The sequence below is a fragment of the Ancylobacter lacus genome, assembly GCF_018390635.1.
In the GTDB taxonomy this organism is placed as follows: Bacteria; Pseudomonadota; Alphaproteobacteria; order Rhizobiales; family Xanthobacteraceae; genus Ancylobacter; species Ancylobacter lacus.
Map to the genome: position 1 here is coordinate 25992 of NZ_JAHBGE010000041.1, position 26829 is coordinate 52820.

Genomic DNA, 26829 nt, shown 5'->3' on the forward strand with positions numbered 1-26829 from the left:
CCCACACCGCGTCCGAGCTGCTGGCGGTGATGAGCGCGCGGCTGCTGCGCGAGGGCCAGACCGTGTTCGCCGGCGTCGGCATTCCGCTTCTGGCCGCCATCCTCGCCCAGCGCACCCACGCCCCGGGCCTCACCATCCTGTTCGAGGGCGGGGTGATCGGCCCCTTCGTCGAGCCGGGCAAGCTGCCGCCCTCCACCAATGAACAGCGCTGCACCCGCCGCGCCAACATGCTGGTGTCGATCACCGACGTGCTGCTGATGCTCCAGCGGGGCTATGTCGATGTCGGCTTCATGGGCGGCGCGCAGATCGACCGCTACGGCAATCTGAACTCCTCCTTCATCGGCGATGCCGACGCCCCGAAGATCCGGCTTCCCGGCACCGGCGGCGGCAACGACATCGCCAGCCTCGCCGACATGATCGTGGCGATGAAGCACGAGAAGCGGCGCTTCGTGGAGAAGGTCGACTTCGTCACCAGCCCGGGCTTCCTGCGCGGCGGCAGCAGCCGCGCCGATGCCGGCCTGCCGGCCGGCGGCATGTTCCGGGTGGTGACCGATCTCGGCATTCTCGGCTTCGACCCCGAAAGCCGCGCCATGATGGTGCTCGCTTTGCACCCGGGCGTCAGCGCCGAGACGATCCGCGCCCATACCGGCTTTCCCCTGCCGGTCCCGGACGACGTTGCCGTCACCGAGCCGCCGACGGCGGGCGAACTCGCCATCCTGCGCGAGCTGGACCCTGCGCGGCTCTACACCGCCTAGGGCGCGATCGCGCCCCCTGCCGAGCCACAGCATCCCCGCCGGCGGACGCCGCCATGTGGCGAGGACGCCGGAAGAAACCGAAGCGAAAGGAACGCCATGCCCGCCCCCGTGTCCTACGGCATCGCGATGCGCAACTTCACCCGCTTTCCCGAGCTGCCGGATGCGCGGGCGCTGGTGGATTACGGCGTGCGGATGGAAGCGCTCGGCTTCGAATCGCTGTGGGTGTGGGACCACATCCTGCTCGGCACCGATCCGCACTTCCCCATCATCGACTCGCTCGCGCTGCTGACGGCGGTGGCGGCACGCACCTCCACCATCCGCATCGGCACCGGCGTGCTGGTGCTGCCGCTGCGCAACCCGGTGATCCTCGCCAAGCAGCTCGCCTCGCTCGACCTCCTCAGCAATGGCCGGCTCACGCTCGGCGCGGCGGTGGGCTGGTACAAGCGCGAGTTCGATGCGGTCGGCATCCCCTATGAGCGGCGCGGCAAGATCATGGACCGCAACCTCGAGATCCTGCGCCGGCTGTGGACCGAGGACAGCGTCACCGGCCAGTGGGACGAGCTGAACCTGCGCAACGCGGTGATGTTCCCCAAGCCGGTGCAGAAGCCGCACCCGCCGATCCTGGTCGGCGGCTATGTCGACGTCGTGCTGAAGCGCGCCGCCACCCGCGGCGACGGCTGGCTGACCTATTTCTACACCCCCGAGGGCTACCGCGAGGCCTGGGCCAAGATTTGCGCCTATGCCGAGGAGGCCGGCCGCGACCCCGCGCAGCTCGACAGCCTGAACCAGCTGCCGATCTATGTCGGCCCGCGCGAGGAGGGCCTGCCGAAGATGACGGAATGGCTCCACGCCGAGTGGGACCTCTCCAAGGGCAGCCTCTCCACCTTCGACAGCGCCATCGTCGGCACCCCGGCCGAATGCGCCGAGCAGATCGCCGCCCATATCGCGACCGGGGTGAAGAACATCGTCTTCGTGCCGTGGCGCTACGATAACGAACAGATCGACCGGCTCGCCCACGAGGTGCTGCCGCTGCTGCGGACATAGGCGCGGGCAGCCCGTGCGGTGCCGCGCACGCCGCGGCCCGCCTCCGGCCGGCGCACACCCCGTCAAGCCGGCCACGCCGACAGCCGCGCACGCCGACAGTCGCGGGCGTCCTGGCGGCGCAGCCCGGTAACCAAGTCAGCCCCGCAGCGCCTTCAGGCTGCCGATGCTCGCCAGCTTGCCCGCCGGCCGCTCCACCCGGGGCGCCAGCGCGGCGGCGGCGAAGGAGGCCCGCACCTGGCGCTCCGGCGCGTCGGCATAGAGCGTGGTGCGCGGGCGGGGAATGCGCCCGGCGGCGCGGATCACCGCTTCCATGCGGGCCGGCGGAAACTCCTGGCCGTGCACGCCGCCCGCGGCCCGGCTGATCGATTCGTCCATCAGCGTGCCGCCGGCATCGTTCGCCCCCGCCTCCAGCGCGGCGGCAAGGCCGCCCTCGCCCAGCTTCACCCACGAGGCCTGGATGTTGATGATGAAGGGGTCCAGCGCCAGCCGGCCGACCGCGTGCATCAGCATGGCCTCGCGCCGGCTGGGTCCGGCCCGGCTGCCGCCCTTCAGGAACAGCGGCGCTTCCATGTGGAGGAAGGGCAGGGGCACGAATTCGGTGATGCCGCCGGCTTCCGCCTGCAGCCGCCGCAGCCGGAGCAGATGCCGCGCCCAGTGGCGATAGGCATCCACATGGCCGAACATGATGGTCGAGGTGCTGCGCAGCCCGACCCGGTGCGCGGCGGCGATGGTGTCCAGCCATTGCTGGGTGGTGAGCTTGTCGGTGCACAGCACCGCGCGCACCTCGTCGTCCAGCACCTCCGCCGCGGTGCCGGGCAGGGTGCCGAGCCCGGCCTCCTTCAGCCGCGCGAGGAAGTCGGCCACCGGCAGGCCAAGGGTCGAGGCGCCGTGCCGCACCTCCAGCGCCGAGAAGGCGTGGACATGCATCTCCGGCACCGCCGCCTTCACCGCGCGGACGATGGAAAGGTAGGTTTCGCCGGAATAGTCCGGGTGGATGCCGCCCTGCAGGCACACCTCGGTCGCGCCGCGGGCCCAGGCCTCGCGGGCGCGGCGCTGGATTTCGCCGAGATCGAGCTCATAGGGCCGGCCGCGCAGATGCTCGGCCCCGCGCCCCTTGGAGAAGGCGCAGAAGCCGCAGCGATAGGAACAGACATTGGTGTAGTTGATGTTGCGGGTGACGACATAGGAGACCGCCTCCCCCACCCGCTCCCGCCGCAGCGCATCCGCCGCCGCGCAGACCCGGCGGGCTTCGTCGCCGCGCGCCTCGAACAGCGCGACGATGTCGCCCTCATCGAGGCCGCGGCCGGCGAAGGGGCGCTCCAGCAGCCGATCCAGCGCACGGGCGGGGCTGGCAACAGCGGGAGCGGCAATCGCCGGAGCGGCGAGGGCGGGCGCCGCCGGCCATTCCACCACTGTGCCGCCGCTCTCCCCGACCCGCCAGCCGCTCTCATGAGCGAGTCCGCCGGCATCGGCACGGCTCAGCACCCGGGACCGCACCGCGGGGGCCAGCCAGCCCGCCGCCGCGTCGAGATGCGAGGGATAGACCGCGAGGCGCGGCGCCAGCACCTTGCCGGCGCGCGCGCTCGCCTGCGCCAGCGCGGCCAGTGCCGGCCACGGCGCCTCCGGGTTCACGTGGTCCGGCGTCACCGGGGAGACACCGCCCCAGTCGTTGATGCCGGCACCGATCAGCGCCGCCAGCCCCTCGGGCTGGAGATTGGGCGGCGCCTGTATCGACATTGCCGGCCCGAGCACCAGCCGGGCCACCGCCACGGTCCAGAGGTGGTCCTCAAGGCTTGGTTCGGCAGCGGAGGCCATCCGCGTGCCGGGCTTGGCCCGGAAATTCTGGATGATGACTTCCTGCACATGGCCGTGCCGCTCATGGGCGGCGCGGATCGCGAGCAGCGCCCCGATCCGCTCGGCACGGGTCTCGCCGATGCCGATCAGCAGCCCGGTGGTGAACGGCACCCGGGCCCGGCCCGCCGCCTCCAGCGTCGCCAGCCGGACCTCGGGAAGCTTGTCGGGCGAACCGAAATGGGGGCCGCCCCGCGCCGAAAGCCGGGCGGCGGTGGTCTCGATCATCAGGCCCTGCGAGGCGGAAACCTCGCGCAGCGCGGCGAGCTCGGCCTCGTCCATCACCCCGGCATTGAGGTGGGGCAGCAGGCCGGTTTCCTCCATCACCCGCTTCGCCATGGCGGCGAGATAGCCGAGCGTGGAGCCATGGCCGAGGGCGGCCAGTTCCTCCCGCACCACGGCGTAGCGCCGTTCCGGCTTGTCGCCGAGGGTGAACAGCGCCTCGTCGCAGCCCATGCGGGCGCCGGCGCGGGCGATCTCCAGCACCTCGTCCGGCGTCAGGAAAGCGCGCGCGCCACGCCGGGGCGGGTGGGCGAAGGTGCAGTAGTGGCAGACGTCGCGGCAGAGCTGGGTGAGCGGAATGAACACCTTGCGGGAGACGGTGACGACCCGGCCGAAGCCGGCGTCGCGCACCCTCGCCGCGGCGGCGGCCAGCGCCGGCAGGTCACCCGCGCCGGCAAGGGCCAGCGCCTCGGCCTCGTCCAGCCGGCCGCCCCCGACCAGCCGGGCGGCGAGGCGCTCGAACGTGCCGACACCGCCCTGCGCCATCGCTCAGCCCGCCATCATCTCGGGAAGGGTGACGACCTTGATGCCGGCCGCCTCCACCCCCTGCCGCACCGCCGCCGCGACGGCGATGGCGGTGGGCTCGTCGCCATGGATGCAGAGCGAATCGAACCGGGTCGGCATGCGCTTGCCGTTCACCGAGATGATCTCCCCATCCTCGATCATGCGGATGGTGCGAGCGATGGCGAGCTGCGGGTCCTTGATCACCGAGCCGGCGATGGTGCGCGACTGCAGGTTGCCGTCGTCGTCATAATGCCGGTCGATGAAGGCTTCGCGGGCGAGCGGCAGGTCCAGCTTCAGCGCCGCCTTCTCCATCTCGGAATGGGAGAGGGCGAGATAATAGAGCGAGGGGTCAACGGTGCGGATCGCGCGGCCGATGGCGAGGGCATAATCGGCATCGACCGCCGCCATGTTGTTGAGCGCGCCATGCGGCTTCACATGGGTGACCTTGGCCCCGGCATAGGCCGCCATCGCGGCGAGGGCGCCGAGCTGATAGGCCACGAGATATTCGAGGTCACTCGCGCTCATGCGGATCTGCCGGCGGCCGAAGCCCCAGACGTCGTTGAAGCCGGGATGGGCGCCGATGGAAACGCCGTTCGCCTGCGCGGCGAGGCAGACCCGCCGCATCACCGTGGGGTCGCCGGCATGCTGGCCGCAGGCGACATTGACGCTCTTCACGATCTTCAGGATGGCATCGTCGTCGCCGATGTCATAATGGCCGTAGCCCTCGCCCATGTCGGCGTTGATGTTGATGCGCAAGGTCACGGCGCTCTCCGCTGCTTCATTCCTGATGATATTAACACATTAAACTTGCATGGCTTTCAAGCACAAAGATACTATCCATAGCATCACTTCCCCAAGGGCCATCGCGCCCGCTCCCGCCGGATGGAGGTTCCGCTGACGGCCCGTCTCGCCGACCTCGCGCGCTTCCTCCCCGTGGGCGACACCGCCTTCGCCATCGAATTCGGCGCGCGGATCGACCCTGAGCTCAATGCGCGGGTGCACCGCGTCGCCGCGCTCATCGCCGCCGCCCCGCCGGCGGGGGTGACGGAGACGGTGCCGACCTTCCGCTCGCTGCTGGTGCATTACGATCCCCGGCGCGGCAGCGCGGCGGCGATCCAGCAGGCGCTGGCGACGCTGGACCTCGGCGAGGAGACCGCGGCCGGGCCGGCTCGGGTCTGGGTGCTGCCGACGCTGTATGGCGGCTCGGCCGGGCCGGACCTCGCCGACACCGCCGCCGCGCTCGGCCTGCCGCCCGAGGAGGTGGTGGCGCGCCACGCCGCCGGCACCTACCGGGTCTACATGCAGGGCTTCCTGCCCGGCTTCGCCTATCTCGGCGACCTCGACCCCCGGCTCGACCTGCCGCGCCTCGCCACGCCGCGGGTGCGGGTGCCGCCGGGCTCGGTCGCCATCGCCCAGCGCATGACCGGGGTCTATCCCCTCGAATCGCCCGGCGGCTGGCGGCTGATCGGCAACACCCCGGTGCGCTTCTTCGACGCCGCCCGCACGCCCCCCACCCTGTTCAGCCCCGGCGACGGCGTGCGCTTCGCACCCGTCGGGCCGGAAGAGCACGCCGCCATCCGCGCCGCCGTGGCCGCCGGCGCCTTTGAGCCCCCGCGCGAGAAGGCGACGGCCCCATGAGCCCGACCCCTGCCGGAGACACGAGCCCGATCCCTGCCGGAGGCACGCTCCGCATTCTGCAGCCCGGGCCGCAGACCACGGTTCAGGACCTCGGCCGGTTCGGCTGGCAGGCCCTCGGCGTGTCGAGCTGCGGCGCGCTCGACCCGGTGGCGCTGCGCCTCGCCAACGCGCTAGTCGGCAACGATGAATCCGCCGCGGCGCTGGAATGCCGCCTCGCCGGCCCGGCCTTCGAGGTGACCGGCGGCACGGCGCGGCTCGCCCTCGGCGGGGCCGAGGTCACCATCGTGGTCGAGGCGGACGGCGCCAGCACAACTTATCCGGCGTGGCGGGCCTTCGACGCGCCGGCCGGGGCGGTGGTGCGGGTTGGCGCGCTGCGCGGCAGCGGCTGCGCGGTGCTTGCGGTGGCCGGCGGCCTGCCGGTGGCGCCGGTGCTGGGCTCGCGCGCCACCGACCTCAAGGGCGGCTTTGGTGGGCATGAGGGTCGGGCGCTGCGGGCCGGCGACACCCTTCCCTTTTCGCCGGCGTCGCTGCCCGGACCGTGCCTCGAACTGCCGGAGCCGCCCTCCCTCGCCTTCGCCGGCACGCTGCGGGTGGTGCCGGGGCCGCAGGCCGAAGCGTTCACGGCGGAGGCGATGGCGACCTTCCTGTCGGCCCCCTACGCGGTGACGCGCGAGGCCGACCGCATGGGCATGCGGCTTGCGGGGCCTGCGCTCGGCTTCGTCGCCGGGGCCGACATCGTGTCGGACGGCATCGCCACCGGCTCGATTCAGGTGCCGGGTTCGGGCCAGCCGATCGTGCTGCTGGTCGACCACCAGACCATCGGCGGCTACGCCAAGATCGCGACGGTGATCTCCGCGGACCTGCCCGCGGCAGGACGACTGCTGCCGGGCGCGACCGTCCGCTTCGAGGCCGTGAGCGTGGAGGCGGCGGAGGAGGCGCGGCGAGCGCAGGAGCGCGAGATCACCCGGCAGATCGGCACGCTGGCGCCGGTGCGGGCGGCGGCCGCCATCGACCTCGCCGCGCTGCTGGAACGCAACCTCGTCTCCGGCGTGGTCAGCGCCTTCGACGATTAACCCCGCAAAACCGGGCCTCGATCCGCACGGGACGGTCGAATCATAGGATAACGTGATACAGAAGATAGACCTTCTCGTTGATTCCGCCCCTCCCGCCGCGGCCCCGATTGCCGGCCGACCGGGACAGGCCCTCGCCGGACACGACGCCCGCCATGCCCAAGGACGCCTCGGCCCTCGCCAGCCCGGACTATCGCCGCAGCCCGGTGCCGCGCTACCTGCAGATCGCCGGGGTGATCCGCCGCCGGATCGAGGACGGGGTCTGGCGGCCGAACGAGAAGATATCGACCCTCCAGGAGCTTGAGGCGGAGTTCAAGGTGGCGCGCGTCACCGTCCGCCAGGCTGTCGAGGTGCTGCAGGACGAGGGGCTGGTTCGCCGCATCCAGGGCAAGGGCACCTTTGTCTCGGCGCAGGTGGAGGAAAAGCGCTGGCTGAAGCTGGACCTCAAATGGCGCTCTCTGGCCGGCACCATCGGCATGAACGTGCCGCGCTTCCTCCCCGTCACCACCCCGCCGCCGGCACCGCCGCTGCGGGCGGAAGATGGCGTGCCGGCGCAGGACTACCGCTATTTCGAGAGCGTTCAGTCCCGCCGTGGCCAGCCCTATTCCTTCGCCCGGGTGCATCTGGCAGAAGAGATCTACCAGCGCGCCATCGACCGCTTCGGCCGCGAGCCCACCATCGCGGTGGTCGCCAGCCTTGAGGGCCTCGCGGTGAAGCGGGCGCGGCAGTCCTTCATCGTCGGCACGGTGGAGCCGCGCATCGCCAATCTTCTCGCCATTGGCATCGGCTTTCCCACGGTCGAGGCCCATCTGGTCGTGGTCGACGAGAACGACGTGGTGATCTATGTCGCCGACATCATCTACCGCGGCGACTGCGTGCAGCTCGACGTCGACCTGCTCAGGGGCGACTAGCCAAATCCTTGATTTCGCTTGATTTTTCGCCTATCCGCGGCGGCGGAACAGGCGCCCCAGCCAGTCCTTCACCATGGCGAGGAGGAGCCCGCCGCCGTCCAGCGGGGCGGGGGCGGCCGGCGCCCCGGCACCGGCCAGCGCTGCCGCGAGGTTCTGCGCAAAGGCCACGGTGAGCCGGCCGGCGAGGTCGCGGGCGATGGCGCCACGGCTCATCTGCGCCAGCGGGCCCTGCAGCGCATAGGCGATGTCGACATGGACGGCGGTCGCGACGCCGGCGGGCTCCAGCCGGTAGACCAGCTCGGCCTGCACCCGGCTGGCGCTGCGGGAATCCACCCCCTGCCCGCGCAACGTGCCGGTATAACTGGCGGCGTCGGCGGCAATGGTGCCCGCGCCGCGGAAGGCGGCCTGCATCGGCCCCAGCTTCACCGTCATCTCCGCCTCGAAGCGGGTGCCGTCGCTGGGGGCGACCAGCCGCGCGCCGGGCAGGCAGGCCACCACCGCCTCCGGGCGCTGGAAGAAGTCCCACACCGCGCCAACCCCCGCCGGCACGGTGAAGCGCTGCTCCAGCCGGACGGGATTCTTCAACGTCTCCAACGACTTTTCGTCAACGGACGGGGGCGGCGCGGACGGGGGCGCGGCAGCCGGCGCCGCCCGCCCGGCGGGGGCGAGCGCACCGGCCTCCGGCAGCGCCAGCGGCGAGACATAGGCCGGGGCGGGCACCGGCAGGCCCCGCGTCACCTCCGCCGGAAGCCCGGCGCGGGCGGCGGCGACGGCGCGCACCGCCCGCACGATGCCGACATAGCCGGTGCAGCGGCACAGATTGCCCGCCAGCTCGTGGCGGATGGCCTCCTCGTCGGCGCCGGGCCGGCGCAGCACGATGTCCCGCGCCATGATGAGCATGCCCGGCGTGCAGAAGCCGCATTGCAGGCCGTGCTCCGCGGTGAAGGCGGCACGCAGTTCCGCCGTCACCGGGTCATCGCTAAGTCCTTCCAGCGTCGTGATTTTCGCGCCGTCCAGCATGGCCGGGAAGGCGATGCAGGACCGCGCCGGGGCACCGTCGATCAGCACGGTGCAGGCGCCGCAGACGCCGTGCTCGCAGCCCAGATGCGTCGCGGTGAGCAGCAGCTCCTCGCGCAGGAAATCGCCGAGATGCTGGCGCGGGGCGACCTCCGCCGCGAGGACGCGGCCATTGACCTCGATGGTGACGCGGTTCATGCGTGGGCGCCTTCCCCTGTGGCGGCCGCCAGCGCCTCGCGCACCACGGTGCGGAACAGCCGGGCCCTTGCCGGGTCCTCGGTGAGGCCGGCGCCGGCAAGCGCGGCCTCGACGGAATCCAGCGTTTGCAAGCCTTCCAGCACGATGTGCCGGGCCTCGGTGGCGCCGATGACGAGGCGCGCCACCCCGCGCGGCGGGTCCAGCAATACCGCCGCCATGGCCTCGGCGAACTCGCCGACCTTGCGGCAGGACTTGCGATAGCCCCAGCGGGCCTGCGGCGAGAGGCGCGGCACGAACACCCCGGCGAGGATTTCGCCCTCTCCCAGCGCCGTGTCGAAGGCGCCGCGCAGGAAGTCGCGCAGCGGCATCTCGCGGTGGCGGGTCGGTGCGGTGAGGTGGACGATGGCGCCGAGCGCGGTGAGTGTGACCGGCCAGTCCGCCGCCGGGTCGGCATGGGCGAGGCTGCCGCCGAGCGTACCCCGGTTGCGCACCGCGCGGTAGGCGATGCCGTGGGCGATGGCGGGCAGGATTCCCCCGGTGGGGTCGGGCACCGCGCGGTCCTCGAACTCGGCATGGGTGATGCCGGCGCCGTAGAGCACGCCCTCCGGCCGCTCCTCGACGCGGCGCAGCTCGGGCAGGCGGCCGACCTCCACCAGCGCGGCGGGGCGGGCGAGCCGCAGGTTCAGCATCGGGCCGAGGCTCTGGGCGCCGGAGACCGGCCGCGCCCCCCCGGCGAGCAGCGGCAGCGCCGCCGCCAGCGTTGCCGGGCGGTGATAGTCGAACGCCGCCGCCTTCATCGGGCCGCCTCCGCCGCCGCGCCGGCCCGCACCAGCGCCTCGCGCACCCGGCGCGGGGTCATGGGGCAGGTGGTGAGCTCGGCGCCCAGGCCGGCGAGGGCGTCGTTGATGGCGTTGCCGATGGCCGCGGGCGGGGCGATGGCGCCGCCCTCGCCGATGCCCTTCTGCCCGAAGCGGGTATTGGGCGAGGGCGTCTCCATGTGGGCGATCCGCACCGGGGGCATCTCGCCGGCGCCGGGCAGCAGGTAGTCGGCGAGGGTGGAGGCCAGCGGCTGGCCGTTGGCGTCGTACACCATCTCCTCATACAGCGCGGTGCCGATGCCCTGGGCGGTGCCGCCATAGATCTGGCCGTCCACCACCATCGGGTTCAGCAGCACGCCGCCATCCTCGACGATGACGTAGTCGAGGATCTCGACCTCGCCGGTGCCGGGCGCCACCGCGACCACGGCGGCGTGGCTGGCATAGGAGAAGGTGCCGGTGTCGACCGCCGGGCGATAGCCGGCGACGAGGTCGAGCCCGTCGGGATTGGCGTCGGCCGGCAGGTTCTGCGGCGCGCGGTAGAAGGTGTGGGCGATCTCGCGCAGGCTCACCGAGCCCTGCGGCCCCACCACCCGCGCCGCCTCCAGCCGCACCGCCTCGCGGGGCGCCTGCAGCAGATGCGCGCCGATCGCCTTGACCCGCTCGGCCATCTGCTCGCAGGCGCTGGCCACCGCGCCGCCCGCCATCACCGCCGAGCGCGAGCCCCAGGTGCCGGTGGAATAGGGCGTCAGCGCGGTGTCGCCATGCACCACATTCACCTTCGCCGGGTCGATGCCGAGGATTTCGCAGGCGATCTGCGCCAGCGTGGTCTCCATGGACTGGCCGTGGCTCTGGTTGCCGACACGGATTTCCAGCGTGCCGTCCGGCGTCAGCCGGGCGCCGCACTGCTCGAAGCCGGGCACCATGGGAATGCCCCAGCCGTGATAGACCGAGGTGCCGTGGGCGCCCTGCTCGCAATAGACGGCGTAGCCGATGCCGATGCGGCGGCCATCGGCCTCGCCGCCGGCCTGCCGGGCCCGCACCGCGGCGTCCCCGATCATCTCCCGCGCCCGCCGCAGGCTCTCGGGATAGTCGCCCATGTCGAAATCCTTGCCGGTGATGGAGCGGAACGGCATCCGCTCCGGGCCGACGAGGTTGCGCAGCCGCACCTCCACAGGGTCGAGCCCGGCCTCCCGCGCCACCGCCTCCACCATGAACTCGATGGCGGTGCACACGCCGGTGCGGGCGACACCGCGATAGGGCACGATGGGCGGCTTGTTGGAGCACACCGACAGCGCCCGGCAGCGATAGGCCGGAATGTCGTAGGGACCCGGCAGGTTGGAGACCACCTGCGCGCCTTCGAGGCAGGCGGAGAAGGGGTAGACCGAATAGGCGCCGGCATCGACATGGGCCAGCGCGTCGAGGCCGAGGATGCGGCCTTCCGCATCGGCCCAGGCGGTCATCTCGTAATGGTGCTCGCGGCAGTTGGCGGCGGCGATGAGGTGCTCGCGCCGGTCCTCCAGCCACTTGATCGGGCGGTCGAGCCTCAAGGCCGCCCAGGCGCAGCACACCTCCTCCGGCTGCAGCAGGCCCTTCCAGCCGAAGCCGCCGCCGACATCGGGCGCCACCACCCGCACCTGCCGCTCCTCCAGCCCCAGGCACTCGGCGAGGCCGGAGCGCACGATGTGCGGCATCTGGGTGGAGGTCCACAGGGTGAGCTGCTCGACATGGCGCTCGTGCAGGGCAATGCAGCCCTTGCCCTCCAGCGGGGCCATGCACTGGCGCGAGGTGCGCACCGTGCGCGTCACCTTCACCGGGGCGGCGTCGAGGACGGCGCGGCTGGCCTCGAAGTTCTTCTCCGCCTGCGAGACGAGGAACACGTTCTCCGGCCAGTCCTCATGGATCAGCGCCGCGCCGGGGGCGACCGCGCCGAGCATGTCGTGATTGGCCGGCAGCTCCTCGAACTCGACGGTGATGGCCTCCACCAGATCTTCCGCCTCGGCCCGGGTGGCCGCCAGCACCATGACGATGGGCTCGCCGGCGAAGCGCACCTTGTCGGCGGCGAGCGAGGGCTGGGCGGAAACCCGGAAGCCGGGCAGCCCCGTCTTCGCCAGAATGTCCTTCACCCCCACCATGTCGGCATGGGTGAAGGCCCGCCCCGCCAGATGCGGGGGAATGTGGATGGCGCGGATGCGGCCATGGGCGATGGGCGCGCGGTAGAAGGCGGCTTCGAGCTGGCCTGGAAATCGCATGTCGCCGATGAAGCGGCCACGGCCTTCCAGCAGCCGGGCATCCTCCTTGCGCGGCACCGAGGCACCGACGCCGCGGGAGACGGCTTCACCCTTCAACCTGCTGTCTGCGGCAGCCATGGACGCCTCGAACAACCCCTTGTGCGACGCACTATCTTATTAGACTATCATCGATATCAAGCCCTGCGTGCTGATCTTCTCACAAATAGTACCAAGTGCAACCGGCCGGCCGCTTCAGCCGGCGAGAGTGGAGAAAGCCTGATGAAGTTCGGTGTCGGCCAGCCCTTCCGTCGCGTCGAGGACCTGCGCTTCATCACCGGAAGCGGGCGCTTCACCGACGACCACCATTTCGACGGCGAGGCCCATGGCGTGGTGGTGCGCGCGCCGGTGGCCCATGGCGTGATCCGCCGGCTGGACCTCGGCACCGCGCGGGAAATGCCCGGCGTGCTCGGCGCCTGGGGGCCGGCCGATCTCGACGCCGACGGCATCGGCCCGCTTCCGGTGGTGGTGGTGCTGGACCATGCCGGCGGCGGGCGCATGCCCACCCCGCCGCGCCCGCTGCTGGCCAAGGACAAGGTGCGCCATCTCGGCGAGCCCCTCGCCTTCATCGTCGCCGGGACGCTGGCGCAGGCGATCGACGCCGCCGAGGCGGTGGAGCTGGAGATCGAGGAGCTGCCGGTGGCGGTGGACGCCGCCGCCGCCCTCGCCGAGGGGGCACCGCAGCTCTTCGAGGAGGCGCCGGGAAATCTCGCGCTGCATTTCACCCTCGGCGACCTCGACGCGGCGGAGGCCGCGCTCGCCGCCTCCCACCGCGTGGTCGAACTGGAGCTGGTCAACAACCGCATCGTGGTCTCCTCGATGGAGCCGCGCAACGCCATCGGCCTGTATGACGGGGAGGCCGACCGCTTCACCCTCGTCACCGGCTCGCAGGGCAGCCACATGATCCGGGGCTGGCTGTTCCAGCCGCTGTTCGGCCTGCCGGAGGAGAAGCTGCGGGTCATCACGCCGGATGTCGGCGGCGGCTTCGGCATGAAGGCGGTGCCCTATCCCGAGCAGGGGCTGGTGCTCTACGCCGCCCGCAAGCTCGGCCGGCCGGTGCGCTGGCAGTCCTCCCGCTCCGAGGCGTTCCTCTCCGACACGCAGGGCCGCGACAACCTCTCCAGGGCCCGGCTGGGGCTCGACGCCGAGGGCCGCTTCACCGCGCTGAAGGTGGAGACGCTGGCCAGTGCCGGCGGCGCGCTCTCGGCCTTCGGCGTCTACTGCCCCACCCTCTCCGGCCCGCCCATGGCGCCGGGCGTCTACCGCATCCCGAAGGTCGCCACCGACGTGCGGGTGGCCTACACCAACAACGCCCCGATCGACGCCTATCGCGGCGCCGGCCGGCCGGAGGCGGCCTATCTGATCGAGCGGCTGGTGGACAAGGCGGCGCGCGAGGCCGGCCTCGCGCCGGACGCGCTGCGCGCCCTCAACATGATCGCCCCGGAGGACATGCCCCACACCACCGACACCGGCGTCACCTACGATTCCGGCGACTTCGCCGCGGTGATGCGGGCCGGGCTCGACGCCGCCGACTGGGCCGGCTTCCCCGCCCGGCGGGAGCGCGGCGACGGCAAGCTGCGCGGCATCGGCCTCGCCTACTACATCGAGCGCACCGGCGTGCCGGGCAAGGAGGGCGCGGTGGTGGAGATCGGCGCGGACGGGCGCATCCTGCTGCACATCGGCACCCAGTCCACCGGGCAGGGCCATGAGACCACCTATGTGCAGATGCTGGCCGAGCAGCTCGGCGTCGAGCCCGAGCTGATCACCGTCAAGAGCGGCGACACCGACCAGCCGCTGCCCTCCGCCGGCGGCACGGTGGCCTCGCGCACCATGGTGCATGGCGGCGGGGCGCTGAAGCTCGCCGGCGAGGCGGTGATCGGCAAGGGCCGGGCGGCGGCCGCCGAGGCGCTCGAGGCGCCGGAGGACGCCATCCGCTTCGACGACGGCGCCTTCCGCGCCGAAGGCACCAACCGCGCGATCGGCCTGCTGGAACTGGCGGCGAAGACCGGGGGCCTCACCGGGGTCGGCGATTTCGAGCAGATGATCGGCACCTTCCCCAATGGCGCGCATGTCTGCGAGGTCGCGGTGGACCCGGAGACCGGGCGCATCGCGGTGGAGCGCTACACCGTGGTCGACGATTTCGGCCGGGTGCTGAACCCGCTGGTGCTGGCCGGGCAGATTCATGGCGGCATCGCCCAGGGGATCGGCCAGGCCATGACCGAGAACACCGTCTACGACGCCGACACCGGGCAGATGCTCTCCGGCTCGTTCATGGATTATGGCCTGCCCCGCGCCGACGACCTGCCCTTCTTCAGCGTCGGCACCCGGAACGTGCCCTGCACCACCAACCCGCTCGGCATCAAGGGCGCGGGCGAGGCCGGCGCCATCGGCGCGCCGCCCGCCTTCGTCAACGCGGTGGTGGACGCGCTGGCGCCGCTGGGCATCGCCCATCTCGACATGCCGCTGACCCCGGCCCGGGTGTGGGAGGCGATGGAGGCCGCGCGGGGCGCCGCCTGACGAACGCCCGCGCGGCTTTGAGGCTTCCGCGCCGGTCATGCCGGCCGGCGCGGCGGAAGCGGGTGGCGGATATGGCGCGGGCCGCGCCGCCGCTCAGGGCAGCGGCGCCAGCGTGCCCTCCACCGGCCACCAGCCCTCGGCCCGGCGCTCGAACTGCGGGCCGGCGAAGACGGCGCGCACCGGCGGCACCACGCGTCCTTCCGCGGCGAGGGCGGCGAGGGCCGCCTCCCAGCGGCGGGTCTGCTTCATCGCCACCACCACCCCGGCCAGCTCGATGCCGAGCCGGCCCAGCAGCCGGATCGCGGCCAGCGCGGTCGCGCCGGTGGAGATGGCGTCGTCCACCACCACCACCCGCCGCCCCTGCAGCAGCGGCAGCAGGTTGGGGTCGATCCGCAGCCGCTTGCCGGGCTCGGGCGAGGTGAGCGAGACCACCGGCTCGGAAAGGTCGTCGCGGTACCAGAACTTGCGGGAATAGCCGAGCGGGACATAGCGCGGCTGGCCGAGCCGCTCCGCCACCCCGGCGGCGAAGGCGAGGCCCAGCGTCGGCAGCCCCACCACCAGCCCGGCGCCGAGGCCGCGGGCGAGATCGGCCATGTGCCCCGCCAGCGCCGAGACCACCGCGTACGAGGCCTGGTTGGCGATGAGCGAGGCCACCGCCCGCTCGCCCGGGGGCACCGCGCGCAGCGGCAGCACCAGCACCCGCCCGTCCGGCAGCCGCACGGGGTAGCCGAAGCGGTGCGGCGGCGCGGGGGAAAACCGCGCCGGCACCTCCCTGTGCAGCTCCTGCCAGTAGTCCAGCGTCGGCTCGGTGAAATCCCCGCCCGCCGAGGCAGCCGGCACGGCGTCCGGCGTCATCGGAGGCGGCCCGCCGGAGGCGCGGCTTTCCGATCCGGCGTCATCGGCCATACAGCACGACCCCGATGAGGAAGGGAAGGAAGTGGGTGTGATCCACGCCCGCGCCGATCTGGTGGAGGATGGAATGGGACAGCAGCAGCCAGAGCAGCAGGCCGCCGATACCGACCACGGAGGTCAACGCCACGCTGCCCCGCACGAGGACTCCAGCCTGAACCAGCCGCAGGGCCGGGTTCAGCTCGCCGTGGAAACGGCGCCGGATGAAGAACGTCTTCTCCACCAGCAGCAGAATGCCCAGCCCGATCGCCGTCCAGTAGACCCCATCGAGCGTGTAGAAGGGCGAGAGCAGGAAACCGTAGATGAAGACGAAGACCAGGGGATAACAGGCGCTCATCAACGTATCGAGCTTCCGCGACGCGAACCGGGAAAGACGCCCGCGCCCCCGACCATGGGGGAACGGTCCGATCGCGTTCATGACGTAAGCGGACGACAGCGCCGCGCCCAGCGCGATATAGGCCGCGACATGGGCGGCTTCGACGAAGCCCCACCCATGCAGCAGAAGCGCGAGCAGCAGCAGCGCGTTGCAGGAGAGCGAATCGGTCGCCGCCTCGATCCAGTCGGGGCCCCGTTCCATCTGGTACGGATCGATCAATGTCCATTTCGAGGCGGCGGCCTTGCACATGACCAGCGGAACCAGCGTCAGGTAGGCGTGCAGGGCGGACACGGATCGTCACCTTGGAGGAAGGACCCGCACACCTTATACCCGCTCACCCGCGACGGGATACCCTTACCGGCGAGCGGGCAGCCTCCCCGCTCACAGCGCCCCGGCCGCCATCTGCTCGGCCATGAACTCGGCCTGCCGCATGGCGAGGGCGACGATGGTGAGGGTCGGGTTGGCGGCGCCGCCGGAGGCGAAGTTGGAGCCATCGGCGATGAACAGGTTCGGCACCTCGAAGGCGCGGCCATAGCCGTCGACCACGCCGTCCTCCGCCCGCTGCGCCATGCGGCAGGAGCCGAGATTGTGGCTGGCGGGGTAGGACGGCGCCTCGATGGACCGCTTCGCCCCCGCCGCCTTGTGGATGGCGGTCAGGCTCTTGTAGCCGTGGCTGCGCATCTTCAGGTCGTTGGGGTGGTCGTCATAGTGGATGTTGGCGACCGGCACGCCATAGGCGTCCAGCTCGTCGGTCAGCGTCACCCGGTTGTCGGCCTGGGGCATGTCCTCGCCGGTCATGAAGATGCCGGCCATGTTGCGGTACTGCTCGATGACCGAGACGAAGTCGCGGCCCCACCAGCCGGGATCGAGGAAGGCCGCGGTGGTGGGCAGGCCCATCGAGTTCAGCTCGATGAGATAGCCGCCGGCGAAGCCGCGGGAGGGGTCGTGGCGGACATAGTCGGTCACCAGCCCGGCCATCAGCTCGCCGCGGTGCATGTTCACCGGCTTGTCGAAGAGCGACCACACGGTCTGCACGATGTGGCGGAGATAGTGCCGCCCGACATGGCCCCAGCCATTGGCGAGACCGTTCGGGAAACGGGCGCTGGCGGAGTGCAGCAGCAGGCGCGGCGTCTCCACGCAGTTGCCGGCCAGCACCACGGCGCGGGCCTTCTGCCGGTGGGTGACGCCGGCGGCGTCGACATAGACCACCGCGCTCGCCTTGCCCGCCGCGTCGTGCTCGATCCGCACCGCCCGGCTTTCCGGGCGCAGCTCCAGCTTGCCGGTGGCGAGGCCGCGCGGGATCTCGACGTTCAGCGTCGACCAGCGCGAGCCCACCTTGTCGCCGGTGATGGTGAAGCCGTCCTGGATGGTGGCGGGGCGGCCGTCATAGGGAATCGAGTTGATGGCGTGGCGGCCGGTGGAGACGGTGAGCCCCAGCGCCGCCGCGCCGGCCCGCATCACCTTGTAATTGTTGTTCGGCGGCAGCGGCGGCAGGCCGTTGGTGCCGGTGACGCCCATCTTGGCCTCGGCGCGGTCGTACCACGGCTCGATCTCGGCCAGCGTCAGCGGCCAGTCGATCAGGGTGGTGCCGGGGATGTCGCCATAGACGGTGCGGGCGCGGAAATCGTCCTCGATGAAGCGGTAGCAGCAGGCCGACCAGTGGACCGAGGTGCCGCCCACCACCTTGCAGTGCCAGCTCGGCGCGGTGGGGTGGTCCTTCGCCACCCGCCAGCTTCCCGAGGCGGTGCGCTTGTCCAGCCAGGACAGCATCTCGTAGCCGCCCCACTCGTCATTGACGAAATCCTCGGCGGTGAGGTGCTTGCCGGCTTCGAGCAGCACCACCTCCACGCCGCGCTGGGCGAGTTCGTTGGCGAGCGTCCCGCCGCCCGCGCCGGAGCCGATGATGACGACGACGCCGTCGTCGTCGAGTTCGTAGCGTGCCATGTCGGTCGTCCTGAAGGGGCCGGGGGCCCGAAGTGTCGCGGGAAGGGAGAGGGGTCAGACGGCCGGCGCCGGTGGCTCGGGCAGCCAGTCCAGATCGTCGAAGCCGCGGTTCACATAGCCGCCGAGATGCACCGCGGCGCCCTCATAGCCGAACGCCTCCCACACCTCGATGTCGTCATAGAGGAAGCGGACGGTGGAGCGCTGCACCAGCCGGAACGGCGCGCTGGCCTCCACCCGCTTCAGCACCTGCACCCGGAAGCCTTCCGACAGCTCGATGAAGGGCAGCGGAAAGGCGCCGTCGAGCAGATCGACGAATTCGGCGAAGCCCTGCGCCGCCAGCGGCGAGGCCGCTGCCATCCGGTCGAGATGGGCCACCACGCGGCGATAGACCCGCTCGGGCAGCCCGTCATGGGGATAGAGCGTGCGCGCCGCCACCAGCAGGGTTTCGGCGACGCCGGGCGAGAACACCCCGAGCGCGCCCGCCCAGTCCGCCCCCTCCGGCAGGGCGATCGGCGGCGGCATCTTGGGGTCCTTGTGGGCGATGGGGGGTGCGGACATGGGGGTCTCCTCAGGCACCGGCAGGCAGTTGCTCGCTCGGCGGCAGCCAGGCGTTGATGGCGGCGGAATTCGTCACGAGGTCGGCGGAGTGGCTCGCCTGCGCCCGCGCTTCGGCCATCATGAGACGCCGGTAGCTCGGCTGGAAGCGCGGGATGACGTGGCGGGCGAAGAGTTCGTAGTGGCGCAGCGTCGCCTCGCGGTTCGCCCAGTCATGGGCGAGCATGAGGATGCAGCCGAAATCGCCCGCCCGCGCCGCGAGGCGGGTGAGGAAGGCGATGGCGTCGTCGGGCGTGCCGATCACGCCGATGCCGCCCTCGTTCATCCAGGCGATCCGCTCCTCGAAGCTGTCGCCCTGCGCGGTGATGGCCGGCATGGCGATGGTCTTCTGGGTGTAGTCGCAGAAATGATCGAAGCCGTGGCGCAGATCGGCGACGGCCTGTTCGCGGGTCTCCGCCACATGCACGTTCACCACCAGCCGCCAGCGCGCGGGGTCGGGCACATGGCCATGGGCGCGGGCCTCCTGCGCATAGACGTCCCAGTGCAGCGGCGGGGCCGGCATGCCTTCCCTGGGCGAGATGACGCCGGTGGAGAGCAGGCCGAGCCCATGGCGCCCGGCGATGCGCGGCCCGGCCTCCGAGCGGGTGGCGGCGACGCAGACATCGAACAGCGGGTCGCTGTGCGGGGCGAGCTGGCAGAACGCCTCGTGCAGCGTGTAGCGCGCGGTCTTCACGCTCACCGGATCGGTGCTGGTGAGCAGCTTCATCAGCACGCCGAGATCATGGTCGAGCGCCGGGCGCAGCTCGCGCGGGTCGAGCCCGAACATGGTGGCGTCGCTCGGCAGCCCGCCGGGACCGAAGCCGGCCATGAAGCGCCCGCGCAGCAGATGGTCCATCAGGATCATCCGCTCGGCGACATGGTAGGGGTTGTGGTAGGGCAGCGGCACGATGCCGGTGCCGAGCCGGATGCTGCGGGTGAGCGCCGCCGCATGGGCGAGGAAGATCATCGGATCGGCGATGATCTCGCTGCCGGCCGAGTGGTGCTCGCCGACCCAGGCCTCGTCATAGCCCAGCGCGTCGATCCACTGGATGGTCTCCAGATTGCGCTGGAGCGAGGTGGTGATGTTCTGGGTGGGCGGCGAATTCCACGGCGGCATGAAGATGCCGAAGCGCGTCTTGCGCATCATTTCGACCTCAGCGGGCGGGAAGGAAGCGGCGCGGCAGCACGCAGTGGATACCCTTGTTGAGGTCCACCGTCTGGGTCACCCGCAGGTCGGCGGCGAGCGAGCACAGCGTGTAGGCGTCCTGCGGCGACAGGCCGGACCGCTCGACGATCAGCGCGATCATGTCGCGCAGCGCGATGCGGGCGGCATCGTCGAGATCCTCGTCGAAGCCCATGGTGATGAGGCTGTCGGCGCGCTCCGCCCGCGGCGTGGTCAGCCGCATGTCCTTGCGCAGGTGGAACTCGAAGGTGCCGGTGAGCGCGGTCTCCAGCGCGGTGAGGCACACCTCGCCGTCGCCCTGCACGCCGTGGCCGTCGCCGACCGAGAAGTTCGCCCCCGGCACGAAGACCGGGAAGAACATCGTGGCGCCGACGCCGAGTTCCTTGTTGTCCATGTTGCCGCCATGCACCCGCGGCTGGGTGGAGGAGAGCCGGCCCCATTGCGGCGCCGGGGCGACGCCGAGATTGCCGAAGAAGGGGTTCAGCGGCAGCTCCTGCCCCCACGGCAGAAGCGCGACCTTGCGGGTGAGGTCGAGCGGGATGTGGAGCCGGCGCAGCTCCGGGAAATCGTCCGGCAGGGTGCCCCAGAACGGCATCTGGATGTTCCAGCCCCAGTCGGAGCGGAAGGCGATGTCGAGCAGGCGCACCTCCAGCACGTCGCCGGGCTCGGCGCCCTCGACCGCGATCGGCCCGGTGAGGAGGTGCGGGCCGGGGCCGCGGAAGGCGTGGGCGAAGACGGCGGGCTGCTCGGGCAGGATGGCGAGGCCGCTGGCGGGATCGGGCATGTCCTCCGGCTCGCCGGAAAGGGTGTCGATCACGACCCGGTCGCCGGAGCGGATGGTGAGCACCGGCGGGACGGCGGCGTCCCACAGGCCCCACTGCACGTTGCCGGGGGTGGAGGGCAGGTAATGCTCGGCCATGGCGATTGTCCCTTTCCGCTCAGCCCTTCACCGCACCGAGGGTGAGGCCGCGCACGATGTGCCGCTGCAGCACGAACACCACCGCCAGCACCGGCAGCAGCGCGGTCATGCCGACCACCGCCATCTCGCCCCAGCGCACCCCCTGCGAGGTGATGAGCTTGGGGATGGAGACCGGCAGGGTCTGCACCGCCTTGCCGCCGAGCATGAAGGCGAAGAGGAACTCGTTCCACGCGAAGATGAAACACAGCACGGCGGTGGCGACGATGCCGTTGCGCAGCAGCGGGAACACCACCCGGCGGAACACCTGCGCCCGCGACCAGCCCTCCAGCGCCGCCGCCTCCTCCAGCTCCACCGGCAGGTCGCGGCAGAAGGAGCGCAGCACCCAGATGTAGAAGGAAAGGTTGAAGGTCATGTAGGCGAGCGTCAGGCCGAGGAAGGTGTCGAGCAGGTTCAGCCGGGCGAAGATGAAGTAGAACGGGATGACGAGGCACACCGGCGGCGCCATCCGGGTGCCGAGGATGAAGAGGAACATGTCGTCCTTCAGCTTCATCTCGAACCGGGCGAAGGCATAGGCCGCGGGCGTGCCGATCACCACCACCAGCGCGGTGGACAGGGTGCAGAGCACGAAGGAGGTCAGCAGGCTCCAGTGGAAGCCCTGCGCCAGCACATAGTCGAAATGCTCCAGCGTCGGGGTGAAGAACCACGCGGTGGGCCGGGCGAACATCGCCTCGTTCGGCTTCACCATCATGCTCGCCATCCAGAAGATGGGGAACAGCACGACGGCGGCATAGACCACGGTGACGCTGGTCCAGAGCAGGCCGCGCGAGCCCTGCGGGCGGGCGGATTCCTCGGCCATGGGGATTCTCCCTTTCCTCGGCGGGGCTCAGAAGGCGTTCAGGCGCTTCTTGGCGATCTGGTAGAACACGTTGCAGAAGGCGAAGAAGGCGAGCCACACCAGCACCGCCAGCGCCGAGGCCTCGCCGATGTTCCAGAACTCGAAGGTCATCTTGTTGGCGAGGATGGAGGGCGTCTCGGTCGAGGTGCCCGGCCCGCCGCCGGTGAGGATGTAGACGGTGTCGAACACCTTGAAGGCGTCGATGAAGCGCAGCAGCCCGATCACCACCAGCAGCGGCGTCAGCATCGGCAGGGTGATGTGGAAGAACATCTGCAGCGGGTTGGCCCCGTCCACCGCCGCCGCGCGGTAGGGCCCCAGCGGCAGCGCCTGCAGCCCGGCGAAGAAGGCCAGCATCATGAAGGGCGTCCACTGCCAGATGTCGACGAAGATCAGCGCGTAGAGCGCCAGATCCGGCGAGGCGAAGACCGAGGTGCCCTCGATGAGGTTGAAGCGCTCCAGCACGTTGTAGGACAGGAAGCCCCACGAGCCCGCCAGCATGATCTTCCACAGGAGGCCGACCACGATCGGCGCCATCATGGTGGGCATGAACAGCAGCGGGATCAGCACCGCGCGGCCGCGCACGTTCTGGTTCAGCACCAGCGCCCCGGCCAGCCCGAGCATGAACTCGATCGGCACCGCGATGAACACGAAGGTCGCCGCCACCCCGATCGAGTTCCAGAACCGGGTATCGGTGAGGAGCTGGGCGTAGTTGTCGAAGCCGATGAAGTCGGTCACCCGGCCGAACTTGGCGGCGTGGAACGACAGGTACACCGTGTAGATGAACGGGATCAGCGAGACCACGGTGAGGGTGATCATCGAGGGCGCGATCAGCAGGTAGGGGTACCAGAACCGTTCGCGCGGCAAAGCGCGGGCCGGCCCGCCCGGTGCCATCGTCTCGCCAGCGCTCGCCATGGTCGGCTCCTTCGGTGGAAACGGGAAAGGAAACGGAGGACCCCCACAGAGGGGGGCTGGGCGAGGGCCCTCCGTCCAGAGCACGCGCCGGTCGGTGGCGACGCCATCGGACCGCGGGACGCGTTCTCCATTTCGGCTGCGGGGAGGCGGAACGGGTTGCGCCCGATCCCTCGCCCCGGGCGGGGGTTGCGGACCCCGGCGCGGCTCAGGGGAGGGCCGCGCCGGGGCCCGGCACGGTCAGGACCGCGGAACGGCCCCGACCGACACGATCAGAACCCTCGTCCTCACAGCAGGCACTTGGTGCAGAGCTTCAGCATCTCGGCCTGGCCCATCTTGGCGCCCTGCTCCGGCGTGATCTTGCCGAGGCCGACTTCCTGGGCGATGCCGCTCATCACGTCGTAGATCTCGTAGAACTTCGGCATCTTGGGCTTGGCCACCGCGACGTCGAGGGTCGACTGCATGGCGGCGTAGAGGCTCTGGTTGGCCGCGCCCGCGATCGCCGGCAGCGCCCAGGAGGAGGAGCGGATCGGCACGCCGCCCTCGCCCATGGTGATGAGCTTGTCCTGCTGCTTCTTGTCGGCCAGCCACTCCAGGAAGATGAAGGTGGCTTCGGGATTCTTGCTGGCGGCGTTGATCACGGTCACCGAGGGCTCGGCGCCGGCATAGCGCTTGGTGGTGCCGGCCTTCACCGGGATCGGGCCATAGACGAACTTGCCGGCGTAGGGCGACACGCCCTTCTTGTCGATGCCGAGCACGAAGTCCGACCAGGCGATGGACTGCGCGGCGATGCCGTTGCCCATCACGGTGGGCACGTCGACCAGCGAGTATTCGGCGATGCCGGGCGGGGCGAAGGTCCACAGCTCGTGCCACATCTTCAGCGCGGCGACGGTCTGCGGGGTGTCGAAGTTCGGCTTGCCCTCGGCGTCGATCAGGTCGCCGCCATAGTTCTTGATGAAGTTCTCCCACAGGGTGGGGAAGGTCGAGCCGCCCTTGATGCCTTCGAGCACGATTCCGTAGAAATCGCTTTCCAGCGGCTTGCCGGCCAGCATCGCGCCCTTCTTGCGGGTGAAGAACTCGGCGATGTCGCGCATCTGCTCGATGGTGGCCGCCGGGGCGAGGTCATAGCCGTACTTCGCCTTGAAGGCGGCCTTCTCGCCGGGGTCGCCCAGAAGGTCGGCGCGGGCCCAGTAGACCTGGTTGTAGTTCCAGTTGATGAAGGAATACTGCTTGCCGCCGGTGAAGGCGGCGGTCTTGAACGGCTGCTGGATGAAATCCGAGGTGTTGAGGTTCGGGTTGGCCAGCTTCGGGTTGGCGACGAGGTCGTCGAGCGGGCGGATGACGCCGGCCGAGATCATCGGGCCGAGCTGGAAGCCGTGCAGCATCACCGCGTCGTAGTAGCCGCGGCCCGACAGCATGTCGGCCTGACCCTTGTTGATGACCTCGAAGTGGTTCAGCAGCTCCCACTCCACCTTGATCCCGGTCTCCTTCTCGAAGTCCGGCACGATCTTGGAGAGCGTCTCCTGCAGCGGCGTGATCTCGTCGAGCACGCGGATCGTCACGCCCTTGTAGGGCTTGGCCGCCTCCGCGTAGAAGCTCGTGTCGTCGGCGCGCACGCTGGCCGCGCCCCACACGGTGGAAGCCGCCATGGCGGCGGCAAGGCACCATCTCATCGTCATTCGAGTTCCCCTTCGTTCTTTTTTCAGCCGCGGCACGCCAAAGGCACGTCTCGATCCCCTCAGGCGGCGGGCAGCGCCCGCCCGGTGGGACCGTCGAACAGGACCAGCCCCTCGGCCGGCAGCTCCAGCCCGACCGGAGCGCCGATGCCCTCGCCCGTTCCCGCCCCGGCGAGGTCGCCGAGGCCGGAGGCGAGGCTCATGGTGGTCTTGGCCTTCACCAGCAGCGCGCCGAGGTCGAGCGTGACGATGGCGTGCTTGCCGAAGGGCTCGTTGGAATAGATTTCCGCCCGGGCGGCGCCCGCCGCGTCCGGCGGCACCAGGGTGAGCGCGTCCGGCCGCACCCCCAGCACCACCTCGGCGCTTTTCGCCCGGCGGGCGGCGGCGGCGAGCGCGGGCGGCAGCGCCAGCCGCAGCTCACGGCGGGTGAAGGAGAGCCCGCCGCCCTCCTGCGCCAGCGTGCCCGGCACCAGGTTCATCGGCGGGTCGCCGAGCAGCTTCGCCACCCGGGTCGAGACCGGGCTGAGCCAGATCTGCTCGGGCGTGCCGACCTGCTCGATGCGGCCGTCGGCGATGACCGCCACCCGGTCGCCGACCGAGAGCGCCTCCATGCCGTCCGGCGTCGACCAGATCGCCGGGGCGGGCTGCGCCGAGAGCCGGCGGCGGATTTCGCCGCGCAGCTTGTGGCGCAGCTTGGCGTCGAGATGGGAGATGGGCTCGTCGAGCAGAAACAGCGCGGGGTCCTGCACCAGCGTGCGGGCGAGCGCGACGCGCTGCTTCTGCCCGCCGGACAGCGCGCCCGGCAGGCGGGCGTCGAGATGGCGGATTTCCAGCAGCTCCAGCACCTCGTCGACCCGCCGCTCGGCGGCGGCGGGGTCGAGCCGGCCGGCGCCGGCCCCCACGGCATTCGGCGCCTGCAGCGGGGAGAGCGCGTTCTGGCGCACCGTGAGGTGGGGATAGAGCGCATAGGATTCGAACAGGAAGGCGACCGCCCGCCGCCCCGCCGGCACCCCGGCGAGATCGCGCCCGCCGAGCCGCACCGCGCCCTCGTCCGGCCGCTCCAGCCCGGCGAGGATCCGGCACAGCGTGGTCTTGCCGGCGCCGGAGGGCCCGGTGAGGGCGAGAATCTCGCCCGGCGCCACCTCGAGGCCGATCTCCTCCAGCACCCGGCGCAGGGCACCCTTCGCCCCGCCCTTGCCGGCGGGAAAGCTCTTGCCGATCCCTTCCACCACCAGCGCAGCGGCGCGGGTGGCGGACTGTGCGAGCGCCGCGTTCATGCCGCCACCTCCAGATTGCGCCCGGATTGCGCGTCGAACACGAGGAGCCGCTCGACCTGGAGATCGAGCGCCACCGGATCGCCCGCCCGCCACCGCGAGGGGCCGGCAATCTCGGTGATGAAGACATCGCCCGCGCCGGCATCGGCGGCGAGCTGCACGGTCAGCACGTCGGCGTCGCCGCGCGGCTCGCGATAGGTCACGGTGCCGCGCACCGCCTCGCCCGGGCCGGGGGCGCGCAGGCCGATATGCTCCGGCCGCAGGCCCACCACCGCCGCCGCGCCGGGGCGCGACTCCAGCAAGGCCGCCCGGCGGGCGTCGAGCGTCACGCGCCAGCCGCGCCCGGCGAGCACGCCCCCGGCGCCGGCCTGCGCCGGCATCAGGTTCATCGGCGGCTCGCCGATGAAATTGGCGACGAACAGGTTCGCCGGCCGCTCATACAGCTCCTGCGGCGCGGCGACCTGCTGCAGCACGCCGTGATTCATCACCGCCACCCGGTCGGCCATGGCGATGGCCTCGGTCTGGTCGTGGGTGACGAGGATGGAGGTGACCTGCCGCAGCTTCTGCAGCCGCTTGATCTCGGCGCGGAGCTGCACCTTCTGGTCGGCGTCGAGATGGGAAAGCGGCTCGTCGAACAGGATGACCTCGGGGTCGCGCACCAGCGCCCGGCCGATCGCCACCCGCTGCTGCGCCCCGCCGGAGAGGCCCTTGACGTGGCTGTCGGCCATGGCGCGCAGGCCAAGCAGGGTCAGCACCTCGCCCACCCGCTCCGCCGCCGGCTGGCCGGTGACGCCGCGCACCTTCAGCGGGAAGGCGACGTTCTCCCACACCGTCATCTGGGGGTAGAGGGCATAGTCCTCGAACACCATGGCGATGTTGCGCTCGCCCGGGGCGAGGCGGGAGACCGGGCGCTGGCCGAACCAGATCTCGCCCGAGGAAACGCTCTCGATCCCCGCCGCCATCTTCAGCGTCGTGCTCTTGCCGCAGCCGGACGGCCCCAGCAGCGCCAGCATCTCGCCGGCGGCGCAGGCGAGGTCGAGATGCTTGACTGCATCCACCTCGCCGTAGCGCTTGGATACCGAGGCAAAGGCGATTGACGACATACGGCCCTCCGAAGGCTATGTCGATGAATGATCCAAGTTCTGTGCCAAAGTGTGCTGGTGTTTAGACACACAGGAAACGCGGCGCGTGCCGGCGGGCCGATCGCCACCGGATGCTCAAGAATTCAGCCGCCCGGGCGGGGTTGGCGCGTTAATGAGC

The 26829-nt window shown here is 71.1% G+C and carries 22 protein-coding genes; 6 read left to right on the forward strand and 16 right to left on the reverse strand.

What is annotated here, in order from left to right; translation table 11 throughout:
- The first annotated feature begins 29 nt into the window (after positions 1-29).
- Both KHC27_RS08300 and KHC27_RS08305 read left to right on the forward strand, forming a co-directional pair.
- A complete protein-coding gene (locus KHC27_RS08300; protein ID WP_246519764.1) occupies positions 30-755 on the forward strand; it encodes a CoA-transferase subunit beta in 726 nt (241 codons plus the stop codon).
- Positions 756-851: 96 nt separating this feature from the next.
- The gene (locus KHC27_RS08305) at positions 852-1799 is read left to right on the forward strand and encodes an LLM class flavin-dependent oxidoreductase (protein WP_213337579.1); all 948 of its coding nucleotides are present in this window, start codon (positions 852-854) and stop codon (positions 1797-1799) included.
- A gap of 135 nt (positions 1800-1934) precedes the next feature.
- Here the strand turns inward: KHC27_RS08305 and cofH are convergent, their stop codons facing one another.
- Together cofH and KHC27_RS08315 are read right to left on the reverse strand one after the other, a co-directional pair.
- The gene (gene cofH, locus KHC27_RS08310) at positions 1935-4418 is read right to left on the reverse strand and encodes a 5-amino-6-(D-ribitylamino)uracil--L-tyrosine 4-hydroxyphenyl transferase CofH (protein WP_213337586.1); all 2484 of its coding nucleotides are present in this window, start codon (positions 4416-4418) and stop codon (positions 1935-1937) included.
- Positions 4419-4421: 3 nt separating this feature from the next.
- Positions 4422-5192: a LamB/YcsF family protein gene (locus KHC27_RS08315; protein ID WP_213337710.1), complete on the reverse strand. Its 771-nt coding sequence runs from the start codon at positions 5190-5192 to the stop codon at positions 4422-4424.
- A gap of 126 nt (positions 5193-5318) precedes the next feature.
- Here KHC27_RS08315 and pxpB point away from each other — a divergent pair, with 126 nt between their 5' ends.
- From pxpB to KHC27_RS08330, 3 genes are all read left to right on the forward strand, one after another.
- Entirely contained in the window at positions 5319-6074 is a 756-nt protein-coding gene (gene pxpB / locus KHC27_RS08320; protein WP_213337601.1) for a 5-oxoprolinase subunit PxpB, read from the forward strand.
- Positions 6071-7147, forward strand: a complete 1077-nt coding sequence (locus KHC27_RS08325) for a 5-oxoprolinase subunit C family protein (protein ID WP_213337603.1) — start codon at positions 6071-6073, stop codon at positions 7145-7147. The genes pxpB and KHC27_RS08325 overlap by 4 nt, the downstream gene beginning before the upstream one ends.
- 152 nt (positions 7148-7299) lie before the next feature.
- Positions 7300-8055, forward strand: a complete 756-nt coding sequence (locus KHC27_RS08330; RefSeq protein ID WP_213337605.1) for a GntR family transcriptional regulator — start codon at positions 7300-7302, stop codon at positions 8053-8055.
- A 30-nt stretch (positions 8056-8085) separates the two neighbouring features.
- Here the strand turns inward: KHC27_RS08330 and KHC27_RS08335 are convergent, their stop codons facing one another.
- From KHC27_RS08335 to KHC27_RS08345, 3 genes are read right to left on the reverse strand one after another with little or no spacing between them, the layout of a single operon-like run.
- Positions 8086-9270, reverse strand: coding sequence for a xanthine dehydrogenase family Fe-S subunit (locus KHC27_RS08335; RefSeq protein WP_213337607.1), 1185 nt, complete (start codon positions 9268-9270; stop codon positions 8086-8088).
- The gene (locus KHC27_RS08340; RefSeq protein WP_213337609.1) at positions 9267-10067 is read right to left on the reverse strand and encodes an FAD binding domain-containing protein; all 801 of its coding nucleotides are present in this window, start codon (positions 10065-10067) and stop codon (positions 9267-9269) included. The genes KHC27_RS08335 and KHC27_RS08340 overlap by 4 nt, the downstream gene beginning before the upstream one ends.
- Complete coding sequence (locus KHC27_RS08345) at positions 10064-12454, reverse strand: xanthine dehydrogenase family protein molybdopterin-binding subunit (protein ID WP_213337612.1); 2391 nt, start codon at positions 12452-12454, stop codon at positions 10064-10066. Before KHC27_RS08345 ends, KHC27_RS08340 begins: the two co-directional genes overlap by 4 nt.
- A gap of 141 nt (positions 12455-12595) precedes the next feature.
- Between KHC27_RS08345 and KHC27_RS08350 the strand changes: the two genes are divergently transcribed.
- Positions 12596-14890, forward strand: coding sequence for a xanthine dehydrogenase family protein molybdopterin-binding subunit (locus KHC27_RS08350; protein ID WP_213337619.1), 2295 nt, complete (start codon positions 12596-12598; stop codon positions 14888-14890).
- A gap of 93 nt (positions 14891-14983) precedes the next feature.
- Here KHC27_RS08350 and KHC27_RS08355 read toward each other — a convergent pair whose 3' ends face one another.
- The 11 genes from KHC27_RS08355 to KHC27_RS08405 form a co-directional block, all read right to left on the reverse strand.
- A complete protein-coding gene (locus tag KHC27_RS08355) occupies positions 14984-15745 on the reverse strand; it encodes a phosphoribosyltransferase (RefSeq protein ID WP_213337626.1) in 762 nt (253 codons plus the stop codon).
- 40 nt (positions 15746-15785) lie between these two features.
- Positions 15786-16466 carry a hypothetical protein gene (locus tag KHC27_RS08360; RefSeq protein ID WP_213337628.1) on the reverse strand — a complete coding sequence of 227 codons (681 nt, stop codon included), beginning with the start codon at positions 16464-16466 and terminating at the stop codon, positions 15786-15788.
- 90 nt (positions 16467-16556) lie between these two features.
- Positions 16557-18119, reverse strand: coding sequence for a GMC family oxidoreductase (locus tag KHC27_RS08365; RefSeq protein WP_213337636.1), 1563 nt, complete (start codon positions 18117-18119; stop codon positions 16557-16559).
- Between the two features lie 54 nt (positions 18120-18173).
- Positions 18174-18677: a hypothetical protein gene (locus KHC27_RS08370; protein WP_213337638.1), complete on the reverse strand. Its 504-nt coding sequence runs from the start codon at positions 18675-18677 to the stop codon at positions 18174-18176.
- Positions 18678-18687: 10 nt separating this feature from the next.
- Entirely contained in the window at positions 18688-19860 is a 1173-nt protein-coding gene (locus tag KHC27_RS08375; protein WP_213337646.1) for an LLM class flavin-dependent oxidoreductase, read from the reverse strand.
- A gap of 7 nt (positions 19861-19867) precedes the next feature.
- Positions 19868-20815 carry an acetamidase/formamidase family protein gene (locus KHC27_RS08380; protein WP_213337648.1) on the reverse strand — a complete coding sequence of 316 codons (948 nt, stop codon included), beginning with the start codon at positions 20813-20815 and terminating at the stop codon, positions 19868-19870.
- Positions 20816-20834: 19 nt separating this feature from the next.
- Positions 20835-21671: a carbohydrate ABC transporter permease gene (locus tag KHC27_RS08385; protein WP_213337650.1), complete on the reverse strand. Its 837-nt coding sequence runs from the start codon at positions 21669-21671 to the stop codon at positions 20835-20837.
- A 27-nt stretch (positions 21672-21698) separates the two neighbouring features.
- The gene (locus tag KHC27_RS08390; RefSeq protein WP_246519760.1) at positions 21699-22622 is read right to left on the reverse strand and encodes a carbohydrate ABC transporter permease; all 924 of its coding nucleotides are present in this window, start codon (positions 22620-22622) and stop codon (positions 21699-21701) included.
- A 284-nt stretch (positions 22623-22906) separates the two neighbouring features.
- A complete protein-coding gene (locus KHC27_RS08395; RefSeq protein WP_213337652.1) occupies positions 22907-24298 on the reverse strand; it encodes an extracellular solute-binding protein in 1392 nt (463 codons plus the stop codon).
- Positions 24299-24357: 59 nt separating this feature from the next.
- Positions 24358-25572 carry an ABC transporter ATP-binding protein gene (locus KHC27_RS08400; protein ID WP_213337666.1) on the reverse strand — a complete coding sequence of 405 codons (1215 nt, stop codon included), beginning with the start codon at positions 25570-25572 and terminating at the stop codon, positions 24358-24360.
- Complete coding sequence (locus KHC27_RS08405; RefSeq protein WP_213337668.1) at positions 25569-26672, reverse strand: ABC transporter ATP-binding protein; 1104 nt, start codon at positions 26670-26672, stop codon at positions 25569-25571. The genes KHC27_RS08400 and KHC27_RS08405 overlap by 4 nt, the downstream gene beginning before the upstream one ends.
- Positions 26673-26829 lie beyond the last annotated feature (157 nt).